Origin of the sequence: Paraburkholderia largidicola (genome assembly GCF_013426895.1) — a bacterium.
Taxonomy (GTDB): Bacteria; Pseudomonadota; Gammaproteobacteria; order Burkholderiales; family Burkholderiaceae; genus Paraburkholderia; species Paraburkholderia largidicola.
Map to the genome: position 1 here is coordinate 2,228,246 of NZ_AP023175.1, position 18,404 is coordinate 2,246,649.

Here is an 18,404-nt window from a genome sequence, read left to right on the forward strand (position 1 = left end):
TGTCGTGCGTCACAGTGGAATGGGTGCAACAGAATTTCAGCAATATTGAATTGCTAGGGGAGTGGTATTTTAACGATCCTAGAGTGTGGCCTTCTTCTGTCGGGGGTTCGCTGTGCGGGACGTCGAGAGACGCCGGCGAAGGGCAGAAGACTGGTCAACATCTCAAGGAATCGATGAAATGAAGAAACTCGTGATCGCCGGTGCGGCGCTCGGCTGTGTTGCCGTCCCAATGGCGGCGATGGCGCAAACCAGCGTAACGTTGTATGGCCTGATCGACGAAGGTTTGAACTATACGAATAACACAGGCGGACATTCGGCAGTTCAGATGCAGAGCGGCTTTGCGCAGGGAAGCCGGTGGGGACTGCGCGGCTCCGAGGATCTTGGCGGCGGAATGAAGGCGGTTTTCGCGCTGGAAAACGGCTTTGACGTGAACTCCGGCAAACTCGGGCAGTCGGGGCGCATGTTCGGCCGCCAGGCATACGTGGGTGTGAATTCAGAGCGGTTTGGGGCGGTCACTCTGGGGCGTCAGTACGACTCCGTCGTTGACTACCTTGCGCCATTGACTGCGAACGGTAACTGGGCTGGCTATCTGCTTTCGCACCCGTATGACAACGACAACACCGATAACTCATTCCGGCTGAACAACACTGTGAAGTACACGAGTCCTGTTCTCGGCGGCTTTACATTCGGCGGTCTTTACGGGTTCAGCAACCAGCCGGGCGGCTTTGCGAACAATCGATCCTATAGCCTCGGTGCGCAGTACGTGGGAGGCCCGGTGGCAATCGCCGCGGCCTATATGCAAATAAACAACCCGGGCGGAAACGCCGGCGGCTCGCTTGCGACGGACGATACGGACTTCTTCGCCGGTCGGCAACAGGTGTGGGGCGCTGGCATCAACTACACGCTTGGATCCGCGATACTGGGCTTCGTTTACAGCCATACGAGCCTGAACGATGCGACGGGATCGGTCTACACAGGGAATTTCGCGAACACGGCGACCAGTCTGAAGTTCGATAACTTCGAGGTCAACGCGAAGTATCAACTCGTGAAGAATGCCTTTGTGGGCGCTATGTACAGCTACACGCTGGGTCATTTCGACAGTACGGCCGGCAATTCGAAACCCAAATGGCACCAGGTCGGCTTGATGGCAGACTACAACCTGTCACCGCGCACAGATGTGTATGTTCAAGGGATGTATCAACACGCGAGCGGTGGAACCGGTGCAGCAGCACCTCTCAATACGGCATTCATCACGGGTACGGATGCTCCGTCTTCGACGGCCAACCAGTTTGCCGCGCGAGTAGGTATTCGGCACCTGTTCTGAGTATTCCGCTTTCTTTATTGTGCGAAGCGCGACGGGCGTAATTCCCGTCGCGGTAAGGACGATCTCTTCGCTCACACGTGGTCAGTCAGAGGCAGCGCTCCGGGCTGTCACGTTTCCGGTTGAGGATGCGGTGTCGCTAGCGGAATGATGATGCTGAATTGCGTACAGTTCCTTGTTTCGTGCGATGGTATCGGCGGAAGGCGGATAGTCGTTTTTCGGAACAGGCAGTAACCCATCGGCTTGCGCTTCGACAAGTTGTGCATGCACTTCTGCGCGTGTGACGCTATGCGACGGTGTTTGTGCAAAGGCATTTGCACCGAATGCAAGACCGAGTACGGTGACCGCGAACAAGGTTGGCAGCTTCATGATGACCCTCCTGGTAATTGAGGAAAGTGGTTGTTTCCACGAAGATCATTCTAGTGAGCCGAGTTATCGCAGTACTGACTATTCAATTACGAATTCGTCATCATTATATTGACGGGTTGGGGGAGAAAAGAAGTACAGCGTTGGTCAAGCCAGGTGTTGAAAATAAGGAACCGGAAAAACCTGAAATCCGATCAGCAATGGTCTATTGCCGATACACGTTGCTTCGATGTGGATCGTGATTTTCATTCTCATAAGTTCGGCAAAACGAAAGCGAAAAGTCATCTCGACGACGTATTAAACGAGCACATTACCTCGCTGAAATAACTCGTAATCAAACCATTTAGCGAGGTGGAGATGAGTCGTCTTATTAGGCAGGTGGGCGCAGGTATCCTGGCGGGAGCAATTGCGGTTCCGATGGCCGTCCATGCCGGCGATGACAAGGACCATGGTCACGATCACGAGCGACGCGACACCGAGGTGCGACGTGTTTTGCTGATCAGTGTGGACGGTCTTCATGAGCAGGACGTGGCGCGCTGCATCGCCGCTAACACCTGTCCGAATATGGCTTTGCTGGCGAAATCCGGCGTAACGTATTCCAACGCTTATACCCCCGGTCTCTCTGATTCGTTTCCCGGTCTGGCGGCACTGGTGACGGGCGGCTCGCCGAAATCGGCGGGGCTGTTCTATGACGTTTCGTACGATCGCACGCTTTATGCACCATCAGACCCGACTTGCCAGGGCAAGCAGGGTTGGAATGTCGTATTCGACGAAACGACGGGAATAGACGCAGAGAACGGCGGGGCGCTGACGCACCTCAATGGAGGCGGCGATTTCAATCCGCAAGCGATTCCACACGCAAAGACAAACGGTGTGTGCGTGCCTGTCTATCCGCACAACTATGTGAAGACCAACACGATCTTCGAGGCCGTCAAGCAGCAATTCCATGGTGCCCGTACGGCATGGGCCGACAAGCATGCGTGGGGCTATGACTGGCTAAATGGTCCGTCAGGCAAGGGCGTCGATGATCTGTCGCGTACCGAGATCAACTCGATCGATCCGGCGACGGGCAAGGACTACACCGACGTCTACACGCATACTGAGCAGTTCGATAACCTGCACGTTCAGACCATCATCAATGAGATCGACGGCAAGGACTCGACGGGCAAGCAAAGCGCCGCTGTGCCGACTTTGTTCGGCACGAACTTTCAGACATTGAGTGTGGCGCAGAAAGCGCCCGTCGCGTCTGGCGGCGGCTATCTCGACGCGAGCTTTACGCCGGGCAAGCAGGTCGCGGACGCGATCAGCTATGTTGACGATGCACTCGGAAAGATGGTTGCCGAACTGAAGTCGAAAGATCTCGCGAAGTCGACAATGGTGGTCGTAACGGCCAAGCACGGCCAGTCCCCAAGCGACCACAACAAACTGGTCAAGAATGGTGACACGCTGGTGAACCTGCTCGAGGCGCATAGCTACCTCGATCCGAACGGCCACTTTGGGCAAAATAGCACGACGACGGGCAGCCTGAATGATGGTACGGGTCTGGCTGGCACCGGCTTTGCGCAAACCGACGATGTCGGTCTCATCTGGCTGCGGGATCAGAGCCAGGTTAAGGACGTTGTGGCGACGCTGAAAGCCAATCTCGGTTGCAACGCGCCAGGAATCTGCGCAGACGGGCCGCAGGCGTACATTCTTTCGGGCCCCCGGCTCGCGGCGCTATTCGGTGACCCGGCAGGCGGACGCACGCCCGATATCATCGTGCAACCCAATCCTGGTGTTATCTACACATCGAGCAAAACAAAAGACGAGGAGCATGGCGGAAATGCGCCGGACGACAGCCATCTGGGTCTGATCGTCTCGTATCCCGATGGACATCATCGTGAGAGGCATGTCGATCGCCGCGTAAGCACCACGCAGGTTGCGCCCACTATCTTGCGGGCACTCGGCCTGGACCCGGATTCGCTGCTCTCCGTTCGTGCAGAAGGTACGCGGGCGTTGCCGGGGTTGGGCGAGGACGACTGATGCGGATGGCTGCTGTATTTCGGCGGTTCATTGCACGCAATTGAAGGCCACATATCTCCCATGTGCGCTTTAATTTAGCTGGCATCGGTTCGGTAAAGAGAATAGGGGCCGCCCGTGAGGGTGGCCCCGGTCGCTTGTGCCAGATGAAAAGCTGCGCGACGCGCGATCCGACTCGGTCGAAACGGTGTTCTCTTCAATCGGCCGCGCTACACGTTCCTGATCTTCCAAATAACATCAAGGGCACGATTGACTTCCTTATCGATGCGCCTACAATGGATTTTGCTGCATCGCAACATTGAGCCTTTGGCCCTCGGCGCGTGCCTTTGCAGTCGTCCGCAAAATCTTCCGCACTCGCCGTCTCCCTTTCTGGAGCAGGTATGAGCACACGTATTCCCCAGCAGTTGATCGACGCACAGGCCGCCAGTACCCGTCAGCTATTTTCATTTTCGAGCAAGGCTTTCGAAGGACTCGAAAACCTGACCGTGTTGAATTTGCAGGTATTCAAGGCGACGCTCGCCGAGAATCAGGCATTGGCCATGAAGGCTGTGACGGCGAGGCCGGGCGAACTGGTCGCACTGTCCGCGAGTCTCGTGAAGCCGACAGCGGAAAAGTTCGCGGCGTACAGTCGGCATGTGCGCGAAATCCTGTCGGAGGTTCAGGGAGGATTTTCGACAACGCTACAGTCTCAAGTTCAGCAACATCAGCGCGACGCGAAAGTCTTTGTCGAGAACCTCACAAAGCACGCTGCCACTGGAAACGACGTTGTGTTGACAGGTTAGAGACTGGCGGACTGGTTCGGCGGGTCGTCACCATGGCGACGCCGATTCCAGGACAGATGAAGCTCTGCTACATCGACAAAGCAAACGTAGACAGAGACTGAGTGTGGAAGCACGTCCACGGGGAAAAAAATGAAAAGCACAATGAAGCGGGAGAGCGTCACGAAAATGCGTATCGACGTGGCATTCGAACTCGAACTTGCCGTGGGCGCGTCGTATATCGCCAGTATGTTGCATGCGACATCCCGCAACTCCTGTATTGATGAACTGGCACTTGGCTTTGTTCGCCAGCACGGCAGCGGGGACCTGAAAGGCTTTCTTCTGGCGCTAGCGGGAAAGCTACACGCGCGTGGAAATAACGAGGGCGCATCGGCTGTCCGGAAGTATGCCGACGCACGGCCGGACACCATGAGCAGTGGTCGTAGTTGCTCGCGCGAATTCCTCGATGCGTCGCAAGCAACAGCGATATAACGCGCAAGTGAGCGTCGCGAAATCCTGCTGGCCCGCGTAGCGTCGTTGCTGACTGAAGACACCATGCGCAGCCACGACTTGTAGACCTCGCCGGCAATCGCGTATTTCGCCGATAGGCTCATTTCGACCACCCCATCTCTCTGCGCAAACGTGCCCGTTACCACGTTGCATCCCGAACGTCGCCTCATCAGGTGCCTGGATGTGCGACGGCGGCACGGAAATACAACTTCTTGGCGAGGCGATGTTGTCGCAACTTACTCAATCCGGCAAGCGCTAAACGACAGATCTTTCCGGTGCAGGATCTGATTGCAAGTGAACGAGACCCGCTGAAGGCGGGTTTATTTTGCCCGTATGCAATGCGCGACCGCCGACCGATAAGAGCATCATGAATAATTTCAACCCGTTTCTATTCGCGCAAGATCTTACGCTTGCGCTTCTTGTGCGCGGACCCGTAGAGGCGACTACAGGCTTTTTTTGCGGAATGATGCCCGACTACGTTGCGGCTGGGCCCGAGCCGTCTCACTGCGATGAGCAATGCGCAGATTCTTCCGCAATGCCATCTCTGACGAGTACGCCGGGTGAGTCCATCTGGCAGCAGAAGACGTTTCGGGGAAAGGAGGGAACGCGAAACTACAAGGTCTATATTCCGGCCTCGTGCGGACGTGAACCACTCCCGATGATCGTCATGCTTCATGGCGCCAACCAGGATCCTGACGATTTCGCCGCCGGTACGAGAATGAATGTGCTGGCCGAGGAGGCGCAATACATCGTCGTGTATCCGGAGCAACCGCAAAGCGCCAATGCCGCCCGATGCTGGAACTGGTTCAGGCCGGGCGATCAGATTCGCGAGTCCGGGGAAGCGGCGCTCATTGCCGATCTCACTCGCGAGGTGATGTCCACGTATAACGCGGACTCCACCCGCATTTACGTCGCAGGCATGTCGGCCGGGGGCGCGATGGCAGTCAATCTTGCCGTCACTTACGCCGATCTTTTCGCAGCCGCCGGGATTCACTCCGGGCTACCGTATGGGATTGCCGATGACGCATTCTCCGCGATGTCTGTGATGAATCACGGGGCGAGCGATTCTCAATTTGAACTGGTTCCGAGAGAACCGGGGCAACGCGGCTATACACCTCTGATCGCTTTTCACGGCGATCGGGATAGTGTCGTGCATCCCCGCAATTGTGACGAGTTGATTCGGATGAACTGCATTTTCGCGCTCTCATCGGAAACTGCGCCTCGTCAGTCGGAGACGGTTGCGCCAGAGGCGAGTGGAATCTATGGGCACACGCGCCATCTTTCATGCGATGACGCGGGCGAGGTCATCGGAGAGCAATGGATTATTCATGGTCTCGACCATGCGTGGTCCGGCGGCGATAGCACGGGAAGCTACACCGACTCTAATGGCCCGGATGCATCTCGGGAAATGCTTCGCTTCTTTGCTTCGGTCAAGTTGGTGACGCGTGCGGACCGGGAAGTCTCTGCCTGATTGGAATGGTCGCAAGCGCGATGGCTTATTGGGTTTTGAGGTATGGGGCTTGCGGTTAGCTGGACGCGGGGTCGCACCTTCCGGTGCTAACGACCGCTCCGTGCTAAGGAGACGAACATGCGAGGCTCGACGAAAGGAATTTTGGTTTCAGCGCTGCTTATCGGTATTTCAGGAAGTGTCTATGCGCAAGGCGCGGGTGGCGGAGGTGCCGCGGGCGGGCAGGGCGGCACGGGTATGAGCAAGCCGAACGCAGGGGGCTCGACCGACACTGTGTCGGGTGCTTCAGGGGCGAATACCATGGCACCCGCCGGCACCACGTCGCACAAGAAGATGCACAAAAAATCGAACGCCGGGATGGCGGCATCGGCTCCCGCGCCGGGGTCCGGCGGCAACTGAGCGATAAGGTTCAGTGAACTGGTGGTCGGCGTCGATGTCAGCGGCGGCTGTTAACCCGACACGAGTTCACATTTGCGCGCTGTCGCGCACGCCTTGCGCTGCGCGGCTTCCCGGGCTTCGGCCGCAGCAACGACACTAAAAACGGTGCCAGTACACGTAGTTTATTTTGCAATGCACCATCGACGGGTGTACTATAGGGTTAGTACCTAGGCAGTAACCCTTAATGGAGCTTGCAATGAACTACGCTACCGCTACCTCGACGGCTACCAAAGGCGGCTTCTTCGCCCGTGTGCGTGAATTTTTCGCTGACGCGTGGCGTACCCATCTGGAAGTGTGCGAAATCCTCGCTGAATCGCATCGCCGTCCGCGCTAAGACTTATCGCTTGACCCTGGGCAAGCGCGGTTGAGGCGGAGCGCTGCAAAGTTGCGAGCGCGCAATTCGCCCGGCTCGCGTTCCCGTTGCAGCACACATATCGGCCAGCGCCACGTCCTCGCAATATGCGATCGGCGGGATGCCACGACTGCGACGCGCGCGCAGCTCGGGTGTGTTCGCACCATGCATCGACGTTCGCCATACCGCATACCGCTTCGTCCATACAGACGCGCTGTGCGACTAGCCAATTGCGGCATCCCAAGCCCGAGGCGCCCGCTTCCAGCCTGAGACGCTACTGCCGCTACTGACTGGTTTTGACACCGTCGACACCATCAACGGGTGTCATGCCTGGCATATCCGTTGTGCTCATGTTCGCCTTGCGCGAGATATCGCCGGGGTCCCGGTTCCAGGGGCTGGACACGGGCTCGCTGTGATACGTCATCCCTGCCGTCGCCGCACCGTGAGCACCGCCGCTACCGTTGCCGCCATTGCCGTTCCCTCCAGCCTGCGCGAACGTTGCAGCGCATCCGCAAAGTGCTGCGACAAAAGCGTGCACCAACCAAACCTTCCGCGTTGCGTTCTTCATGGCATGACTCCTGGGCGTGCCAGCGCACGATTCCGTGTCGCTGGATTCAATGTGCCGCTGAACAGGATGCTTGCATGGCGGCGAAGTGCAAGCGCTCGATACCTGTCGCTTTCGATCCTGGCTGTACCCCGGAGGCGACTGAACGCCGCCTGGCTGCGCGATGGGTACGCCGTTGGTCTGTCGCGGGTATCGTTCTGACTTCGTATACGGGGTGCAAGGTGCGGCGGATGCAAAACGACAACCTATCCCGGCACGGGCGGCTCAAGTCTCGACGTGGCGATGCGTTTCATCCTCGACTACAGTCGTATTGGCTATCCGGTCGTGCAAGGTCTGCTTCCGGTCGTTGAACAGAACCCACAGAAATCCGGCACCGCAAGTCGCGAAGGTCAGCAGATAGCCGAGTGTGCGCAGACCGGCTTGTCGCACGGTCATCGGGCGTCCCGTATCGGCATCCACTATCCGCAGATGCAACGCGCGTTTGCCGGGTGACGTGCCCCATACAGCCCACATTACGCCCGTCATCAGGATGGGAATGCATTGCCCGATCGCTAGCCATAAAAGGATGGTCGCAGCGTAGGATTCGGGTGCCACCAGGATCTCCTCCGTCGAAGGCCCGAGCGGTACGAGCAGCACGACGGCAGTCCACCAGATCGAATCGATAGTCAGTGCTGTCGCGCGTCGCGAGTAGGAGGCGTATCGCATCGGAAAGTCGTGTCGGGTGGAAGTCGGGCTCGATACGCAAAGACGGTCGAGGCTGTTCGGCAGTATGCCGGAGTGCGCGATACCTCTACTGTGGCGGACATAGCCTCATCTGTGTCCGCGCAATTGAAGTAGCGATCTTCAGGTTGGTCGTAGAATAGGCACGTCAAGTGCTCAACTGCTCGACGAATCGGCGCGGCAGGGTATCCAGTCAAATTCGCGCCCAGACGCCAGAGTCGACAAGCCGGATCGTCGTACCAGCCGTGCGACTGCATCCGGCGGCCATCAGGAGGATGTCATGGCAGCGCGTTCAATCGCATCTCTCACGCTTTCCTTCGGGCTGGTCTCGATTCCGGTGAAACTGTATTCGGCGACCGAGAGTGCATCGGGAGTCGGCTTCAATCTGCTCACGCCAGAGGGCGGTCGGGTGAAGCAACAGTATATTTCCGAGGCCACGGGCGAGGTCGTCGCGCGGGTGGATATGAAGAAGGGGTACGAGTTCGAGAAGGGCCAGTTCGTCGTCTTTGCTCCAGAAGAACTGAAAGCGCTGGAAGAAGGTGCGTCGCACGTCGTAGAGATTGTCTCTTTCGTCCCGGAAAAGTCAGTCGATCCGCTCTACTTCGACAAGGCCTACTTCATCGCGCCCGACAAGCGCGGCGGCAAGCCATACAGCCTTCTGCAGCAGGCGATGCGAGAATGCGAACGCTGTGCATTGGCCAAATGGTCGAACAAGGGGAAGACCCGTATCGTTCAAATACGGCCGGCCGATGAGGGCATGGTTTTTCAGCAGTTGTTGTTCGCGGACGAAGTGCGCGGACTGGCCGATTTGCACATCGAGCAGGTAGCCGTGACTGAAGCAGAATTGCAGCTCGCGCTGCAGATCATCGACCAGGTTTCAGAGGACGCGTACGACCCGTCGGCATACGAAGATGAAGAAAAGAAGCGGATTCTGGAAGCGATAGACCGCAAGATTGCCGGTAAGCAGATCGTGTCGCCAGGGGTCCCTGAAGAGGATTCGGGTGGTCAGGTAATCGACCTCATGGAAGCGCTTCGGGCAAGCCTCAGCACCAACAAGACCAGGAGAGCCGGGGCAGCGAAGACGCCTGCGTCAAAGAAAGCGACGCCTGATGATGTCGCGGTGCTTGCGAGCAAACCCCGCCGGCCCGCCAGGCGGGCCGCAACCACGCCCGAAGTCAAAGAAGCGCCGCCGGCAAAGGTTCGAGCTCGAAAGTGAGTCGACGCAATCAATCACACGATTACTCGCTGCGGAGCCTTCAATCGTTACTCGGCGTTTCGCGGCGAGTGCTTTCCGGACTGATAGCAGCCGGATTCGTGGAGCCCTCTCGCGGTCGACGCAACGAATTGCGATTTACGTTTCAGGACGTCGTGGTGTTGCGCACGGCATTTCAGTTGCAAGCGGCGAACATCACGACCCGCAAGATTTTGCGCGCGCTTGCCAGACTGAAGGCCGATCTTCCGGAAGAACTCCCCCTGTCTGGCATTCGTATCACGGCCATCGGCGACACCATTGCCGTCAAGACGGGGCAATCCCAATGGGACGCGACGTCAGGGCAACATCTGCTCGATTTCGAGGTCGCCCCGCTCGGCGGCGACGTCGCGTTTCTGGACACTACGCCCCGCACGCAGCGAAGCAAACAGCAACAAGCCGAGGAGTGGTTCGCCCTGGCAGAGCAGCTCGCCAGTTCAGATGTCGTCGGCGCGGAGCAGGCGTACCGCAAGGTACTCGAGCTGGCCGACGCACCGCACTACCACGCCTACACCAATCTCGGTGTGCTGCTCTGCGAGACCGAAACGCGCTGTGAAGAAGCGCTGTCCGTATTCGAGCGGGCGCTGGAGGATTTTCCAGATGACGCGCTGCTGCATTTCAACCGCGCTGTCGCTCTGGAAGAGCTAAAACGCTACGGACCGGCGATGGCGGCGTACGAGCGATGTCTCCAGCTCGACCCCACCCATGCCGACGCGCATTTCAACCTTGCCCGCTTAAGCGAGATCCGCGGCGATAAGCAGGGGTTGCTGCGGCATCTCAGCGCGTACCGCAGGCTCATCGGTTGACCTTGCGCCCGCGACTACAGATTGCTGGGCCGTTCTTCTACCGCATCCCGCGTGGCGTTCCAGTAAGGCTGCTGACGGTAGTATTCGTGCACGGACGAACCCCATTGCGGGTCTGCCATCGAGGGCCAGTGGTCCTTGTCGAACCCAGGCGAGTTTTTGATTTCATCTGCCATCAGGTTCACGAGGAAGACTTTTTCATCGACATTCATCGTCAGCGCACTCCATGGGATGGCGTGAAGCGTCGTTCCCATGCCGAGAAAGCCGCCTTCCGACAGCACGGCATAGGCAATCCGCCCGCCGCGAACGTCGAGCATGATGTCGGAAATTTTTCCGACATGCTCGCCGTCGGCCGTGACGACTCTGGTTCCATCCAGGGTGGATGCCGCCATCACGTCAGGCCCGGGGCCGTCGCCGACGCCAATGCCGACAATACCCGCACCCTGGTCTGCCGATTGTGACTGGGACTGGGACTGCGACTGCGTGTTGGGGTCGAGTGGGGTCATGATTGTGCGCTCCTGATGGGTAGACTTGCTATCACGCAACGCGCATGCCCGGCAGGATGGTGGGGATCAATCGGACGGAAACACGGACGGCTCAATGGGCCGCTAATGCAGCGCTATAAGCGCCGGCGGGAAAGTGAAACGGAAACGGCTGCGCGACTTACCGCGGGTCGCGGTAAGTCGCCCGTGGCAGGGTGCCGTCAGTTAGCTACGCTTTCCTTTGAGGGTGAAGGGCGCCAACAGCGACTCGATATCCAGTTGATGCCCTTGAAGAAGCAGCAATCGCGCATGGAGCACCGTATTTTCAAGGACGAGCTTCGCGGTGCTCAGCAAATACAACGCATGAATATCGGAGACCGACATGCCCGTCTCCACGTTATGGTGACGCTCAACGAGCGAACTGACAATGAGGCGCCGGAGTTCTTGCTCTCCAAACGGCAGGTCCGCATAGTCGATGGGATCTTCTGCTTCAACTTCTCTAAGCATGTCGACAAGCGTTTCGGTGCTCACTTCCATGAGTCCTCCCCGGGACGAAGGTCAAAGTCAGCGTGGCCAACAAACGTCATCCTGCGCCTACAGACTACTCATTCAATTTGATGTAGTCCAGCGGTGGACGACCGATTCCTCACATATCGCGTTTCGCGATTTCCATTCGCTAATCGCTTCGTAGACCGCTTTTCTGCGTGCCTCTATGATCGTTTGACCTCATCTGGAGAGAGGCGATGAACCATCCCATGACCCATCCTGTTTCCTCCTGTCGGCGCTGATCCAGCGCGGCGCCCGTCCGCACGCGGCGCCCATTGCCGGCGGGCACACAGTCAACTCGAACATCGCGATCCCATCCAGGCGTGACCTAACACGCCGGTATTCGCACGCGCCCGAAACCGAACCATCCCATTGTTGAGAGTAGAGCATGAGTCAATTCTTGTCCGCATTACGGCGTGTATTCTTTGCGAGGAACAAACGCGCAATCCACGCCATCCTCTTTGCGTTCGCGTTCAATGTCGCTTCCGCCTTTGCCGCCGACACACCGACACTCAAGATCGGCACGGCAACCAGCCCGCAAATCGAAGCGTTGAAAGTTGCGGCTCAGGAAGCGAAACAGCAAGGGCTCGACGTCAAGATCATCGAATTCACGGACTGGAATACGCCAAACGCCGCACTCGCCAACAAGGACATCGACGTCAACTATTTCCAGCACATTCCCTTCCTCGAAAACGCAAAGAAGCAGGGCGGCTACGACTTCGTGGCGATCGCGCCCGGCACGATCATGAAGATTGGTTTGTATTCGAAGAAGGTCAAGCGCTTTGAAGATCTCAAAGATGGCGCGACGGTTGCGATTGCGAACGACCCTGTCAACGGTGGTCGCGGACTGTTGCTGCTGCAACGCGCCGGGCTCATCAAGCTGAAGCCGGGTGTCGACTATCGCGCGACCACCCTGGATATCGTCGATAACCCGAAGCATCTGAAGATCGTCGCGCTCGAAGCGTCGCAGTTGGCGCGCTCGCTCGACGACGTCGACCTCGCGCAGGGCTATCCGAGCTTCATCAAGCTCGCGGGCACGACGGACCCAAACAGCGCATTGCTGTTCGATGGCCTCGAAAACAAGAACTTCGCCATTCAATGGGTGGTGCGTCCGGAAAGCGTCAACGACCCTCGCATCCGCAAGTTCATTTCGATCTATCAGCATTCGCCCGCCGTGCGCGCAGCGCTCGACAAGGCGTTCGGCGATCTGTACGCCGTAGCCTGGTGATGCGACGTTCGGTGCGGGCCGCGCAGGCCTGCCCGATGCACTCGCGCAAACGAGCCGCCTGAAAAGGAATCGACGACATGACCCATCTGCTCGACGTAGCGCATTTCCTCGAAGAGGGCCCGGCGCTCGCCATCAAGCCGGCGCCCAGGGACGACACTGCGCCCGCCGTCGTATTCGACGATGCCAGCAAGGTATTTTCCACGGCAAACGGCGAACATGCCGTCGCGTTAGCGAACGTGCGACTGGATGTTCGCCGTGGCGAGATATTCGGCATCATCGGCCGCAGCGGCGCGGGTAAATCGACGTTGCTGCGCCTCGTCAATGGACTCGAAAAGCCGACGTCGGGCGCGGTGCGGGTGAACGGCGTGAGTGTCGGCGAACTCGACGAGCGCGGGCTCGTCACATTGCGGCGGCGCATCGGCATGGTGTTCCAGCACTTCAATCTGCTGTCGGCGAAAACGGTGCACGACAACATCGCGTTGCCGCTCAGGATCGCGGGCGTGCCCAAAGCCGCCATCGAGAAGAAGGTCTCGGCCCTGCTCGAACTCGTCGGCTTGTCGGCCAAGCGCAATGCGTATCCGGCGAGCCTTTCGGGCGGGCAAAAGCAGCGCGTCGGCATTGCACGCGCGCTGGTGCACGATCCCGACATTCTGCTGTGCGATGAAGCGACCTCCGCGCTCGATCCGGAAACGACGCAGTCGATTCTCGCGCTGCTACGCGATATCAACCGGCGTCTCGGCCTCACGATCGTTCTCATCACGCACGAAATGGCGGTAATACGCGAAGTGTGCGATACCGTCGCCGTGATCGAACAGGGTGGGGTAGTCGAAACGGGCGCTGTGTGGCGCGTGTTCGGCGCGCCACAGCACGATGCGACACGCGCACTGTTGCGCACGCTGGTGCACGATCTCCCCGACGATCTCGCCGCCCGCCTCAAGCCCGCGAGCGCTGATGCCTTACCACGCGATGCCACCGATGTTCTGCTCGACGTGCGCTACACGGGCGCCAATGGGCACGACCCGGATATTGCGGCACTGAGCGCGGCATTGGCCGTGGATGGCGGCCGCGTGAGCTTCGTGCACGGCGGCATCGATCGAATCCAGGGTCATGCGCAGGGTCGTCTCGTGGTGGCGGCGCAATTATCTGGAGCCGAGCCCGAGCGCGAGGCAGGCGCGCTCGCGAGCCGTATCGCCGCGCTGATCGAGCGTGCGCGGCGACACGCGGATCACGTGGAGGTACTCGGTTATGTCTGAACTCTGGCTCTCGGAACTGACGGGCGCGATCCGCGACACGTTGCTGATGGTCGGCATTTCAGCGTTCGTCGCGTTGTTGGTCGGCATTCCGCTCGCGCTGGTGCTGGTCACGACCACGCGCGGCGGCATCTACGAACGGCGCGCGGTGAATTCGACACTCGGCGCGCTGGTGAACGCATTTCGCTCGACGCCCTTCATCATTCTGCTCGTCGCGCTGTTGCCGCTCACGCGCGTTCTGGTCGGCACGACGATCGGCGTATGGGCCGCGATCGTGCCGCTTTCCATCGCGGCGATTCCGTTCTTTGCGCGCGTCGCAGAAGTGAGCCTGCGCGAGGTGGATCGCGGTCTCATCGAAGCAGCTCAGGCGATGGGCGCGCAGCGCCGACACATTATCTGGCACGTGCTGCTGCCCGAAGCACTGCCCGGCATTCTGGGCGGATTCACGATCACGATAGTCGCGATGATCGGCTCGTCGGCGATGGCGGGCGCCGTTGGCGCGGGCGGACTCGGCGATCTGGCGATCCGCTATGGCTACCAGCGCTTCGATACGACCGTGATGGTGACGGTCATCGTGTTGCTGATTGCGATCGTCACGGCCGTGCAGTTCGCGGGCGACCGCCTGGTTCGCCGGCTTGCGCAACGCGCGTGAAGATCGGAGTGGTCTAACGTGCGACGCGAATCGGCGGTGAATAAGAGCTAACTGTCGTATCGCCACTCACGCCCGATTGCGACGTGCCTTTCGGGTCGCCACCAAAGCCCGCATCGTCCGTGGCGGCCGACTGATTCTGGCTGCGCTGGCTGTCGACAACGGGCGCCGCACTAACCGGATCTCGAGGGAGTGGTTGACTGGCCTGCGCGTACGCAGACAGCGGGGTGGCGATGATTGCCGCGATTGCGAGTGCTTGAACTGTCGATTTCATGATGGAGTTGTGGCGTTGGAGAGAGGGACACGATTGCCCATTGCATGAGCGCAAGTGTAGGAAGCGACACCCGAGCGATAAAGATGCACGCGCCGACATCAGTGTTCGGATGAAGTGAAAAATCGTCGCGATTGACTGCTTCGGTTGCGGCGATCAGGCGCTGGCCACCAGCTCGGTCTCTTCCGAATAGGCCAGGTCGCCAGGACGTGCGGATTGCGTTGCGATCACATGGTCGTCACGCGTCTTCCCGATCGGCGGCCGGGTTCGGGCGAAGGCAAGCGGCGACTGTTCGCAAATCTCCGCCACCCATTCGACAAACACCCGAACCTTCGGGGCGAGATGCCGGTTGTGCGGATAGACGGCAGACAGCGGCATGGGGCGCACTTTCCACGGCGCGAGTATTTCCTTGAGTTCGCCCGATTCGATATGCGACGCCAGCATGAATAACGGCGCCTGAATGATGCCGGCACCGTTGACGCCGCACATGACGTAGGCGTCCGCATCGTTGACGGCGAGGCCGCCATCCATTTTCATGTCCCTGCTTTCGCCATTCACATCGAAGTTCAAACCCATGGTTCGCCCGGTACGGCTCGAAAAATAGTGCACCGCGACGTGTTGCTCGAGATCTTCGAGTGAGCGAGGTTCGCCATAGCGAGCGAGGTAGGCGGGACTAGCGGCCGTGATCGTCGACAAGGCGCCGAGCCGGCGTGCGACCAGTGTGGAATCGTCCAGATTGCCGACACGCAGCGCACAGTCGACCCCTTCCTGAATCAGGTCCACGTGCCTGTCGCCGAAGCCCAGCATGAGTTCGACGTGCGGGTGCCGCGCGCGGAATTCCTCGAGGCGTGGCATCACGATCAGGCGCCCCAGCGAACCCGGCATGTCCACTCTGAGTTTCCCCCGAGGACCTTTGACGACATTGGCGAGGCTGTCCTCGATTTCGTCGATGTCGGCAAGCACCCGTACGCAGCGTTCGTAATAGCCCGCGCCTTCGGGTGTCAGGTTCAGGCGGCGCGTGGTCCGCTGCATCAGGCGCGTGTGCAGATTCGCTTCCAGGTTCTTGATGATGGTGGTGGCGGACGCGCGCGGAATGTCCAGTGCGTCCGCCGCGCGCGCGAAACTGTTCATCTCGACGACCTTGGTGAAGACCTTCATCGCCAGGAGCTTGTCCATATTCCCTTACCTCACACAAATAGCTGCAATTCGCTTTCGGACGCGGCAGGGCGGGAGATACCTGTGATTCTTCGGCTGCCGTGAATAGTGTTCTGGATTATAACCATTTATCTGTTTTTCGTCTTCGGACAGAATTGCTCCCATCGAAACATCCGGGAAGGCGCAGGCCTGCAGGCTATGTCAATCAATGTCGAACAGGCGATCGAGATCCAGAACGTGGATCTGGACGGCCACTTACAGGCCATCCGCTTGCGTACCTATCGTCCTCCGGGCAAGCGCGACGTGTTGCCTGTCATATTCTTTTTTCACGGCGGCGGATTCACTAAAGGAACGCCCGAGCAGTCCGATCCGATGTGCACGCAAATCGCACGACGGGTGCATGCACTGGTCGTTTCGGTCGGTTATTCGCTGGCGCCGGCATTTCCATTTCCCACCGCGCTTCACGACGGATTCCTCGCTGCACAGTGGGTCGTCACCCACGCGCGCGCGCTTCACGCCGACTCGAAGCGAATGGCTGTTGCCGGGCATGACGCGGGCGGCAATCTGGCGACAGGCCTGGCGGCGATGGTCCGAGACCGCGCCTCTTTTCGCTTTGCCGCCCAGGCGCTGCTTGCGCCGCTGCTCGATCCAAGCATGACGCGTTTCCCTGATCTGGATGACGATATAAATCTAGATATGTGCGCCGAGGAGTGCGCATTGGGATATCGCGCCTATCTGCCGTTGGCGTCCCTGAGGCTTCATCCGTACGCCGCGCCGATCGAGTCCGTGCGTCTGGCGGGGCTGCCTGCCGCATTCATTGCAAGCGCGCAAAACGACCTGATGCACGTGGAGGCGGAGCGGTACGCCGCCGGGCTGATCGCGGCGGGCGTGCCCACGACGGTCACACGCTACCGCGGCGTCGCGCACTACGAGCTGGCGTCACGACAGGAAGTCATCGCTGACGTCGCCGCCTTCTTCAGCAAAGAACTTGGCTCCGCGCCGAAGCGTTCCTGATTCATGTAACCAGTAAATGGGAGTTTGAAAATGCCGTCAAAGCGTAGGCTGGTTGCCGCCAGCGCGATTTTTCTGGTCATTGCCGCGGGCACTGCCGCGACATGGCACATGCGCGGGGGCGCGCCCCTGAGCGAGGCCGATGCTGCTGCAGCGCCGCCGGCTGCGGACGTGGATGTCGCGCCGGTGGTGTCGCAGTCCATCACCGACTATCAGAGCTACTCGGGCCGGATCGAGGCGATCAATAACGTGGAGATCCGGCCGCTCGTCTCCGGAACGATCGTCGCCGTCCACTTCCACGACGGAGCGATGGTCAGAAAGGGCGACCTGCTGGTCACGATCGACCCGCGTCCGTATCAGGCAGAGGTTGACCGGGCAGCCGCGCAACTCGCTTCGGCGGAATCCCGCAACGGTTATGCGACGGCGGACTGGGCGCGCGCGCAAAGGCTGCTGACGGACAACGCCATTGCCAAACGCGACTATGACCAGGCGCAGAACGCCAATCGCGAATCGCTGGCAGCCGTGAAGGCGGCAAAAGCCGCGCTCGAAGCAGCGCAGATCAATCTGGGCTACACGGCCATCACGGCGCCCGTGTCGGGACGCGTATCCCGCGCGGAACTGACCGTTGGCAACATCGTTTCGCCGGGCGCCAATGCGCCTGTGCTGACAACGCTGGTGTCGACGTCGCCGATCTATGCATCGTTCGACGTCGACGAGCAGACGTATCTGCGCTTTCTCAGCCGCGACTCGAAAGTGACCGTACCCGTCTCCGTCGGGCTCGCTAACGAGACGGGCTATTCGCGGCAGGGCGTGATCGATTCCGTGGACAACCGGCTCGACACCAGTTCCGGGACGATTCGCGTGCGCGCGCGTTTCGACAATGCGGACGGCGTGCTGGTCCCGGGCCTTTACGTCCGGGCTCGTGTCGGCGGCGGCGTGCCGCATCAGGCCGTGCTGGTGAGCGATGCAGCCATTCAGACCGATCAGGACAAGAAGTTCGTGCTGCTGGTGGACGCGGAGAACAAGGTCCGATACCGCGAAGTGAAGCTGGGCGACCAGCATCAGGGTTTGCGCGTCATCACGGGTGGCCTGCAACCGGGCGACCGCATCGTCGTGAACGGCATACAGCGCGTGCGTCCGGGCGATCCCGTCAAGCCGAACCCGGTGCAGATGTCGGGCTCCGCCGCCTCCACGACGAGGGCTTCCTGAGTGCGCGCACTGCGCATTGCCCTCCATGCCTAGC

At 59.6% G+C, this 18,404-nt stretch carries 21 protein-coding genes; 14 read left to right on the top strand and 7 right to left on the bottom strand.

Annotated features, from left to right (window positions below; translation table 11 throughout):
- The first annotated feature begins 178 nt into the window (after nt 1–178).
- On the top strand, nt 179–1,324 hold the full coding sequence (locus tag PPGU16_RS26595) for a porin (protein WP_180723366.1): 1,146 nt from the start codon (nt 179–181) through the stop codon (nt 1,322–1,324).
- 81 nt (nt 1,325–1,405) lie between these two features.
- On the opposite strand, the gene PPGU16_RS26600 is transcribed toward PPGU16_RS26595, so the two are convergent.
- On the bottom strand, nt 1,406–1,690 hold the full coding sequence (locus tag PPGU16_RS26600) for a DUF4148 domain-containing protein (RefSeq protein WP_180723367.1): 285 nt from the start codon (nt 1,688–1,690) through the stop codon (nt 1,406–1,408).
- Between the two features lie 354 nt (nt 1,691–2,044).
- Here PPGU16_RS26600 and PPGU16_RS26605 point away from each other — a divergent pair, with 354 nt between their 5' ends.
- The 6 genes from PPGU16_RS26605 (at nt 2,045) to PPGU16_RS26630 (ending at nt 7,214) form a co-directional block, all read left to right on the top strand.
- A complete protein-coding gene (locus PPGU16_RS26605; protein ID WP_180723368.1) occupies nt 2,045–3,709 on the top strand; it encodes an alkaline phosphatase family protein in 1,665 nt (554 codons plus the stop codon).
- Between the two features lie 323 nt (nt 3,710–4,032).
- Nucleotides 4,033–4,488, top strand: coding sequence for a TIGR01841 family phasin (gene phaP, locus PPGU16_RS26610; protein WP_180723369.1), 456 nt, complete (start codon nt 4,033–4,035; stop codon nt 4,486–4,488).
- Nucleotides 4,489–4,617: 129 nt separating this feature from the next.
- Complete coding sequence (locus PPGU16_RS26615) at nt 4,618–4,956, top strand: hypothetical protein (protein ID WP_238268181.1); 339 nt, start codon at nt 4,618–4,620, stop codon at nt 4,954–4,956.
- 385 nt (nt 4,957–5,341) lie between these two features.
- Nucleotides 5,342–6,445, top strand: coding sequence for an extracellular catalytic domain type 1 short-chain-length polyhydroxyalkanoate depolymerase (locus PPGU16_RS26620; RefSeq protein ID WP_180723370.1), 1,104 nt, complete (start codon nt 5,342–5,344; stop codon nt 6,443–6,445).
- A 117-nt stretch (nt 6,446–6,562) separates the two neighbouring features.
- Nucleotides 6,563–6,841 carry a hypothetical protein gene (locus PPGU16_RS26625; RefSeq protein WP_180723371.1) on the top strand — a complete coding sequence of 93 codons (279 nt, stop codon included), beginning with the start codon at nt 6,563–6,565 and terminating at the stop codon, nt 6,839–6,841.
- 235 nt (nt 6,842–7,076) lie between these two features.
- Nucleotides 7,077–7,214 carry a hypothetical protein gene (locus PPGU16_RS26630; protein ID WP_180723372.1) on the top strand — a complete coding sequence of 46 codons (138 nt, stop codon included), beginning with the start codon at nt 7,077–7,079 and terminating at the stop codon, nt 7,212–7,214.
- A 301-nt stretch (nt 7,215–7,515) separates the two neighbouring features.
- Here the strand turns inward: PPGU16_RS26630 and PPGU16_RS26635 are convergent, their stop codons facing one another.
- Nucleotides 7,516–7,800 carry a hypothetical protein gene (locus PPGU16_RS26635; protein WP_180723373.1) on the bottom strand — a complete coding sequence of 95 codons (285 nt, stop codon included), beginning with the start codon at nt 7,798–7,800 and terminating at the stop codon, nt 7,516–7,518.
- A gap of 261 nt (nt 7,801–8,061) precedes the next feature.
- Nucleotides 8,062–8,502, bottom strand: coding sequence for an RDD family protein (locus PPGU16_RS26640; RefSeq protein WP_180723374.1), 441 nt, complete (start codon nt 8,500–8,502; stop codon nt 8,062–8,064).
- A gap of 295 nt (nt 8,503–8,797) precedes the next feature.
- Between PPGU16_RS26640 and ku the strand changes: the two genes are divergently transcribed.
- Both ku and PPGU16_RS26650 read left to right on the top strand, forming a co-directional pair.
- On the top strand, nt 8,798–9,733 hold the full coding sequence (gene ku, locus PPGU16_RS26645; protein ID WP_180723375.1) for a non-homologous end joining protein Ku: 936 nt from the start codon (nt 8,798–8,800) through the stop codon (nt 9,731–9,733).
- Nucleotides 9,730–10,572, top strand: a complete 843-nt coding sequence (locus tag PPGU16_RS26650; protein WP_180723376.1) for a tetratricopeptide repeat protein — start codon at nt 9,730–9,732, stop codon at nt 10,570–10,572. Before ku ends, PPGU16_RS26650 begins: the two co-directional genes overlap by 4 nt.
- 14 nt (nt 10,573–10,586) lie before the next feature.
- Here the strand turns inward: PPGU16_RS26650 and PPGU16_RS26655 are convergent, their stop codons facing one another.
- Both PPGU16_RS26655 and PPGU16_RS26660 read right to left on the bottom strand, forming a co-directional pair.
- A complete protein-coding gene (locus tag PPGU16_RS26655; protein WP_224028876.1) occupies nt 10,587–11,075 on the bottom strand; it encodes a PRC-barrel domain-containing protein in 489 nt (162 codons plus the stop codon).
- A 201-nt stretch (nt 11,076–11,276) separates the two neighbouring features.
- Entirely contained in the window at nt 11,277–11,588 is a 312-nt protein-coding gene (locus tag PPGU16_RS26660; RefSeq protein ID WP_180723377.1) for a hypothetical protein, read from the bottom strand.
- 397 nt (nt 11,589–11,985) lie between these two features.
- Between PPGU16_RS26660 and PPGU16_RS26665 the strand changes: the two genes are divergently transcribed.
- The 3 genes from PPGU16_RS26665 (at nt 11,986) to PPGU16_RS26675 (ending at nt 14,727) form a co-directional block, all read left to right on the top strand.
- On the top strand, nt 11,986–12,825 hold the full coding sequence (locus PPGU16_RS26665) for a MetQ/NlpA family ABC transporter substrate-binding protein (RefSeq protein ID WP_180723378.1): 840 nt from the start codon (nt 11,986–11,988) through the stop codon (nt 12,823–12,825).
- Between the two features lie 77 nt (nt 12,826–12,902).
- A complete protein-coding gene (locus tag PPGU16_RS26670; protein ID WP_180723379.1) occupies nt 12,903–14,078 on the top strand; it encodes a methionine ABC transporter ATP-binding protein in 1,176 nt (391 codons plus the stop codon).
- A complete protein-coding gene (locus PPGU16_RS26675) occupies nt 14,071–14,727 on the top strand; it encodes a methionine ABC transporter permease (protein WP_180723380.1) in 657 nt (218 codons plus the stop codon). Before PPGU16_RS26670 ends, PPGU16_RS26675 begins: the two co-directional genes overlap by 8 nt.
- Before the next feature lie 13 nt (nt 14,728–14,740).
- Here PPGU16_RS26675 and PPGU16_RS26680 read toward each other — a convergent pair whose 3' ends face one another.
- Nucleotides 14,741–14,998, bottom strand: a complete 258-nt coding sequence (locus PPGU16_RS26680) for a hypothetical protein (RefSeq protein WP_180723381.1) — start codon at nt 14,996–14,998, stop codon at nt 14,741–14,743.
- A gap of 153 nt (nt 14,999–15,151) precedes the next feature.
- Entirely contained in the window at nt 15,152–16,171 is a 1,020-nt protein-coding gene (locus PPGU16_RS26685) for a LysR family transcriptional regulator (protein WP_180723382.1), read from the bottom strand.
- A gap of 177 nt (nt 16,172–16,348) precedes the next feature.
- Between PPGU16_RS26685 and PPGU16_RS26690 the strand changes: the two genes are divergently transcribed.
- The gene (locus PPGU16_RS26690; protein WP_180723383.1) at nt 16,349–17,164 is read left to right on the top strand and encodes an alpha/beta hydrolase; all 816 of its coding nucleotides are present in this window, start codon (nt 16,349–16,351) and stop codon (nt 17,162–17,164) included.
- 30 nt (nt 17,165–17,194) lie between these two features.
- Nucleotides 17,195–18,370: an efflux RND transporter periplasmic adaptor subunit gene (locus tag PPGU16_RS26695; protein WP_180723384.1), complete on the top strand. Its 1,176-nt coding sequence runs from the start codon at nt 17,195–17,197 to the stop codon at nt 18,368–18,370.
- The last annotated feature ends 34 nt before the right edge of the window (nt 18,371–18,404 follow it).

Bases quoted from the DNA above. Each gene is read 5' to 3' on its own strand.
- PPGU16_RS26615 (WP_238268181.1), top strand. From the start codon at position 4,618: ATGAAAAGCACAATGAAGCGGGAGAGCGTCACGAAAATGCGTATCGAC.
- PPGU16_RS26600 (WP_180723367.1), bottom strand. From the start codon at position 1,690: ATGAAGCTGCCAACCTTGTTCGCGGTCACCGTACTCGGTCTTGCATTC.
- PPGU16_RS26665 (WP_180723378.1), top strand. From the start codon at position 11,986: ATGAGTCAATTCTTGTCCGCATTACGGCGTGTATTCTTTGCGAGGAAC.
- ku (WP_180723375.1), top strand. From the start codon at position 8,798: ATGGCAGCGCGTTCAATCGCATCTCTCACGCTTTCCTTCGGGCTGGTC.
- PPGU16_RS26630 (WP_180723372.1), top strand. From the start codon at position 7,077: ATGAACTACGCTACCGCTACCTCGACGGCTACCAAAGGCGGCTTCTTC.
- PPGU16_RS26690 (WP_180723383.1), top strand. From the start codon at position 16,349: ATGTCAATCAATGTCGAACAGGCGATCGAGATCCAGAACGTGGATCTG.
- PPGU16_RS26625 (WP_180723371.1), top strand. From the start codon at position 6,563: ATGCGAGGCTCGACGAAAGGAATTTTGGTTTCAGCGCTGCTTATCGGT.
- PPGU16_RS26660 (WP_180723377.1), bottom strand. From the start codon at position 11,588: ATGGAAGTGAGCACCGAAACGCTTGTCGACATGCTTAGAGAAGTTGAA.
- PPGU16_RS26675 (WP_180723380.1), top strand. From the start codon at position 14,071: ATGTCTGAACTCTGGCTCTCGGAACTGACGGGCGCGATCCGCGACACG.
- PPGU16_RS26695 (WP_180723384.1), top strand. From the start codon at position 17,195: ATGCCGTCAAAGCGTAGGCTGGTTGCCGCCAGCGCGATTTTTCTGGTC.
- PPGU16_RS26680 (WP_180723381.1), bottom strand. From the start codon at position 14,998: ATGAAATCGACAGTTCAAGCACTCGCAATCGCGGCAATCATCGCCACC.
- PPGU16_RS26655 (WP_224028876.1), bottom strand. From the start codon at position 11,075: ATGACCCCACTCGACCCCAACACGCAGTCGCAGTCCCAGTCCCAGTCA.
- PPGU16_RS26640 (WP_180723374.1), bottom strand. From the start codon at position 8,502: ATGCGATACGCCTCCTACTCGCGACGCGCGACAGCACTGACTATCGAT.
- PPGU16_RS26595 (WP_180723366.1), top strand. From the start codon at position 179: ATGAAGAAACTCGTGATCGCCGGTGCGGCGCTCGGCTGTGTTGCCGTC.
- PPGU16_RS26635 (WP_180723373.1), bottom strand. From the start codon at position 7,800: ATGAAGAACGCAACGCGGAAGGTTTGGTTGGTGCACGCTTTTGTCGCA.
- PPGU16_RS26670 (WP_180723379.1), top strand. From the start codon at position 12,903: ATGACCCATCTGCTCGACGTAGCGCATTTCCTCGAAGAGGGCCCGGCG.
- PPGU16_RS26605 (WP_180723368.1), top strand. From the start codon at position 2,045: ATGAGTCGTCTTATTAGGCAGGTGGGCGCAGGTATCCTGGCGGGAGCA.
- PPGU16_RS26620 (WP_180723370.1), top strand. From the start codon at position 5,342: ATGAATAATTTCAACCCGTTTCTATTCGCGCAAGATCTTACGCTTGCG.
- PPGU16_RS26685 (WP_180723382.1), bottom strand. From the start codon at position 16,171: ATGGACAAGCTCCTGGCGATGAAGGTCTTCACCAAGGTCGTCGAGATG.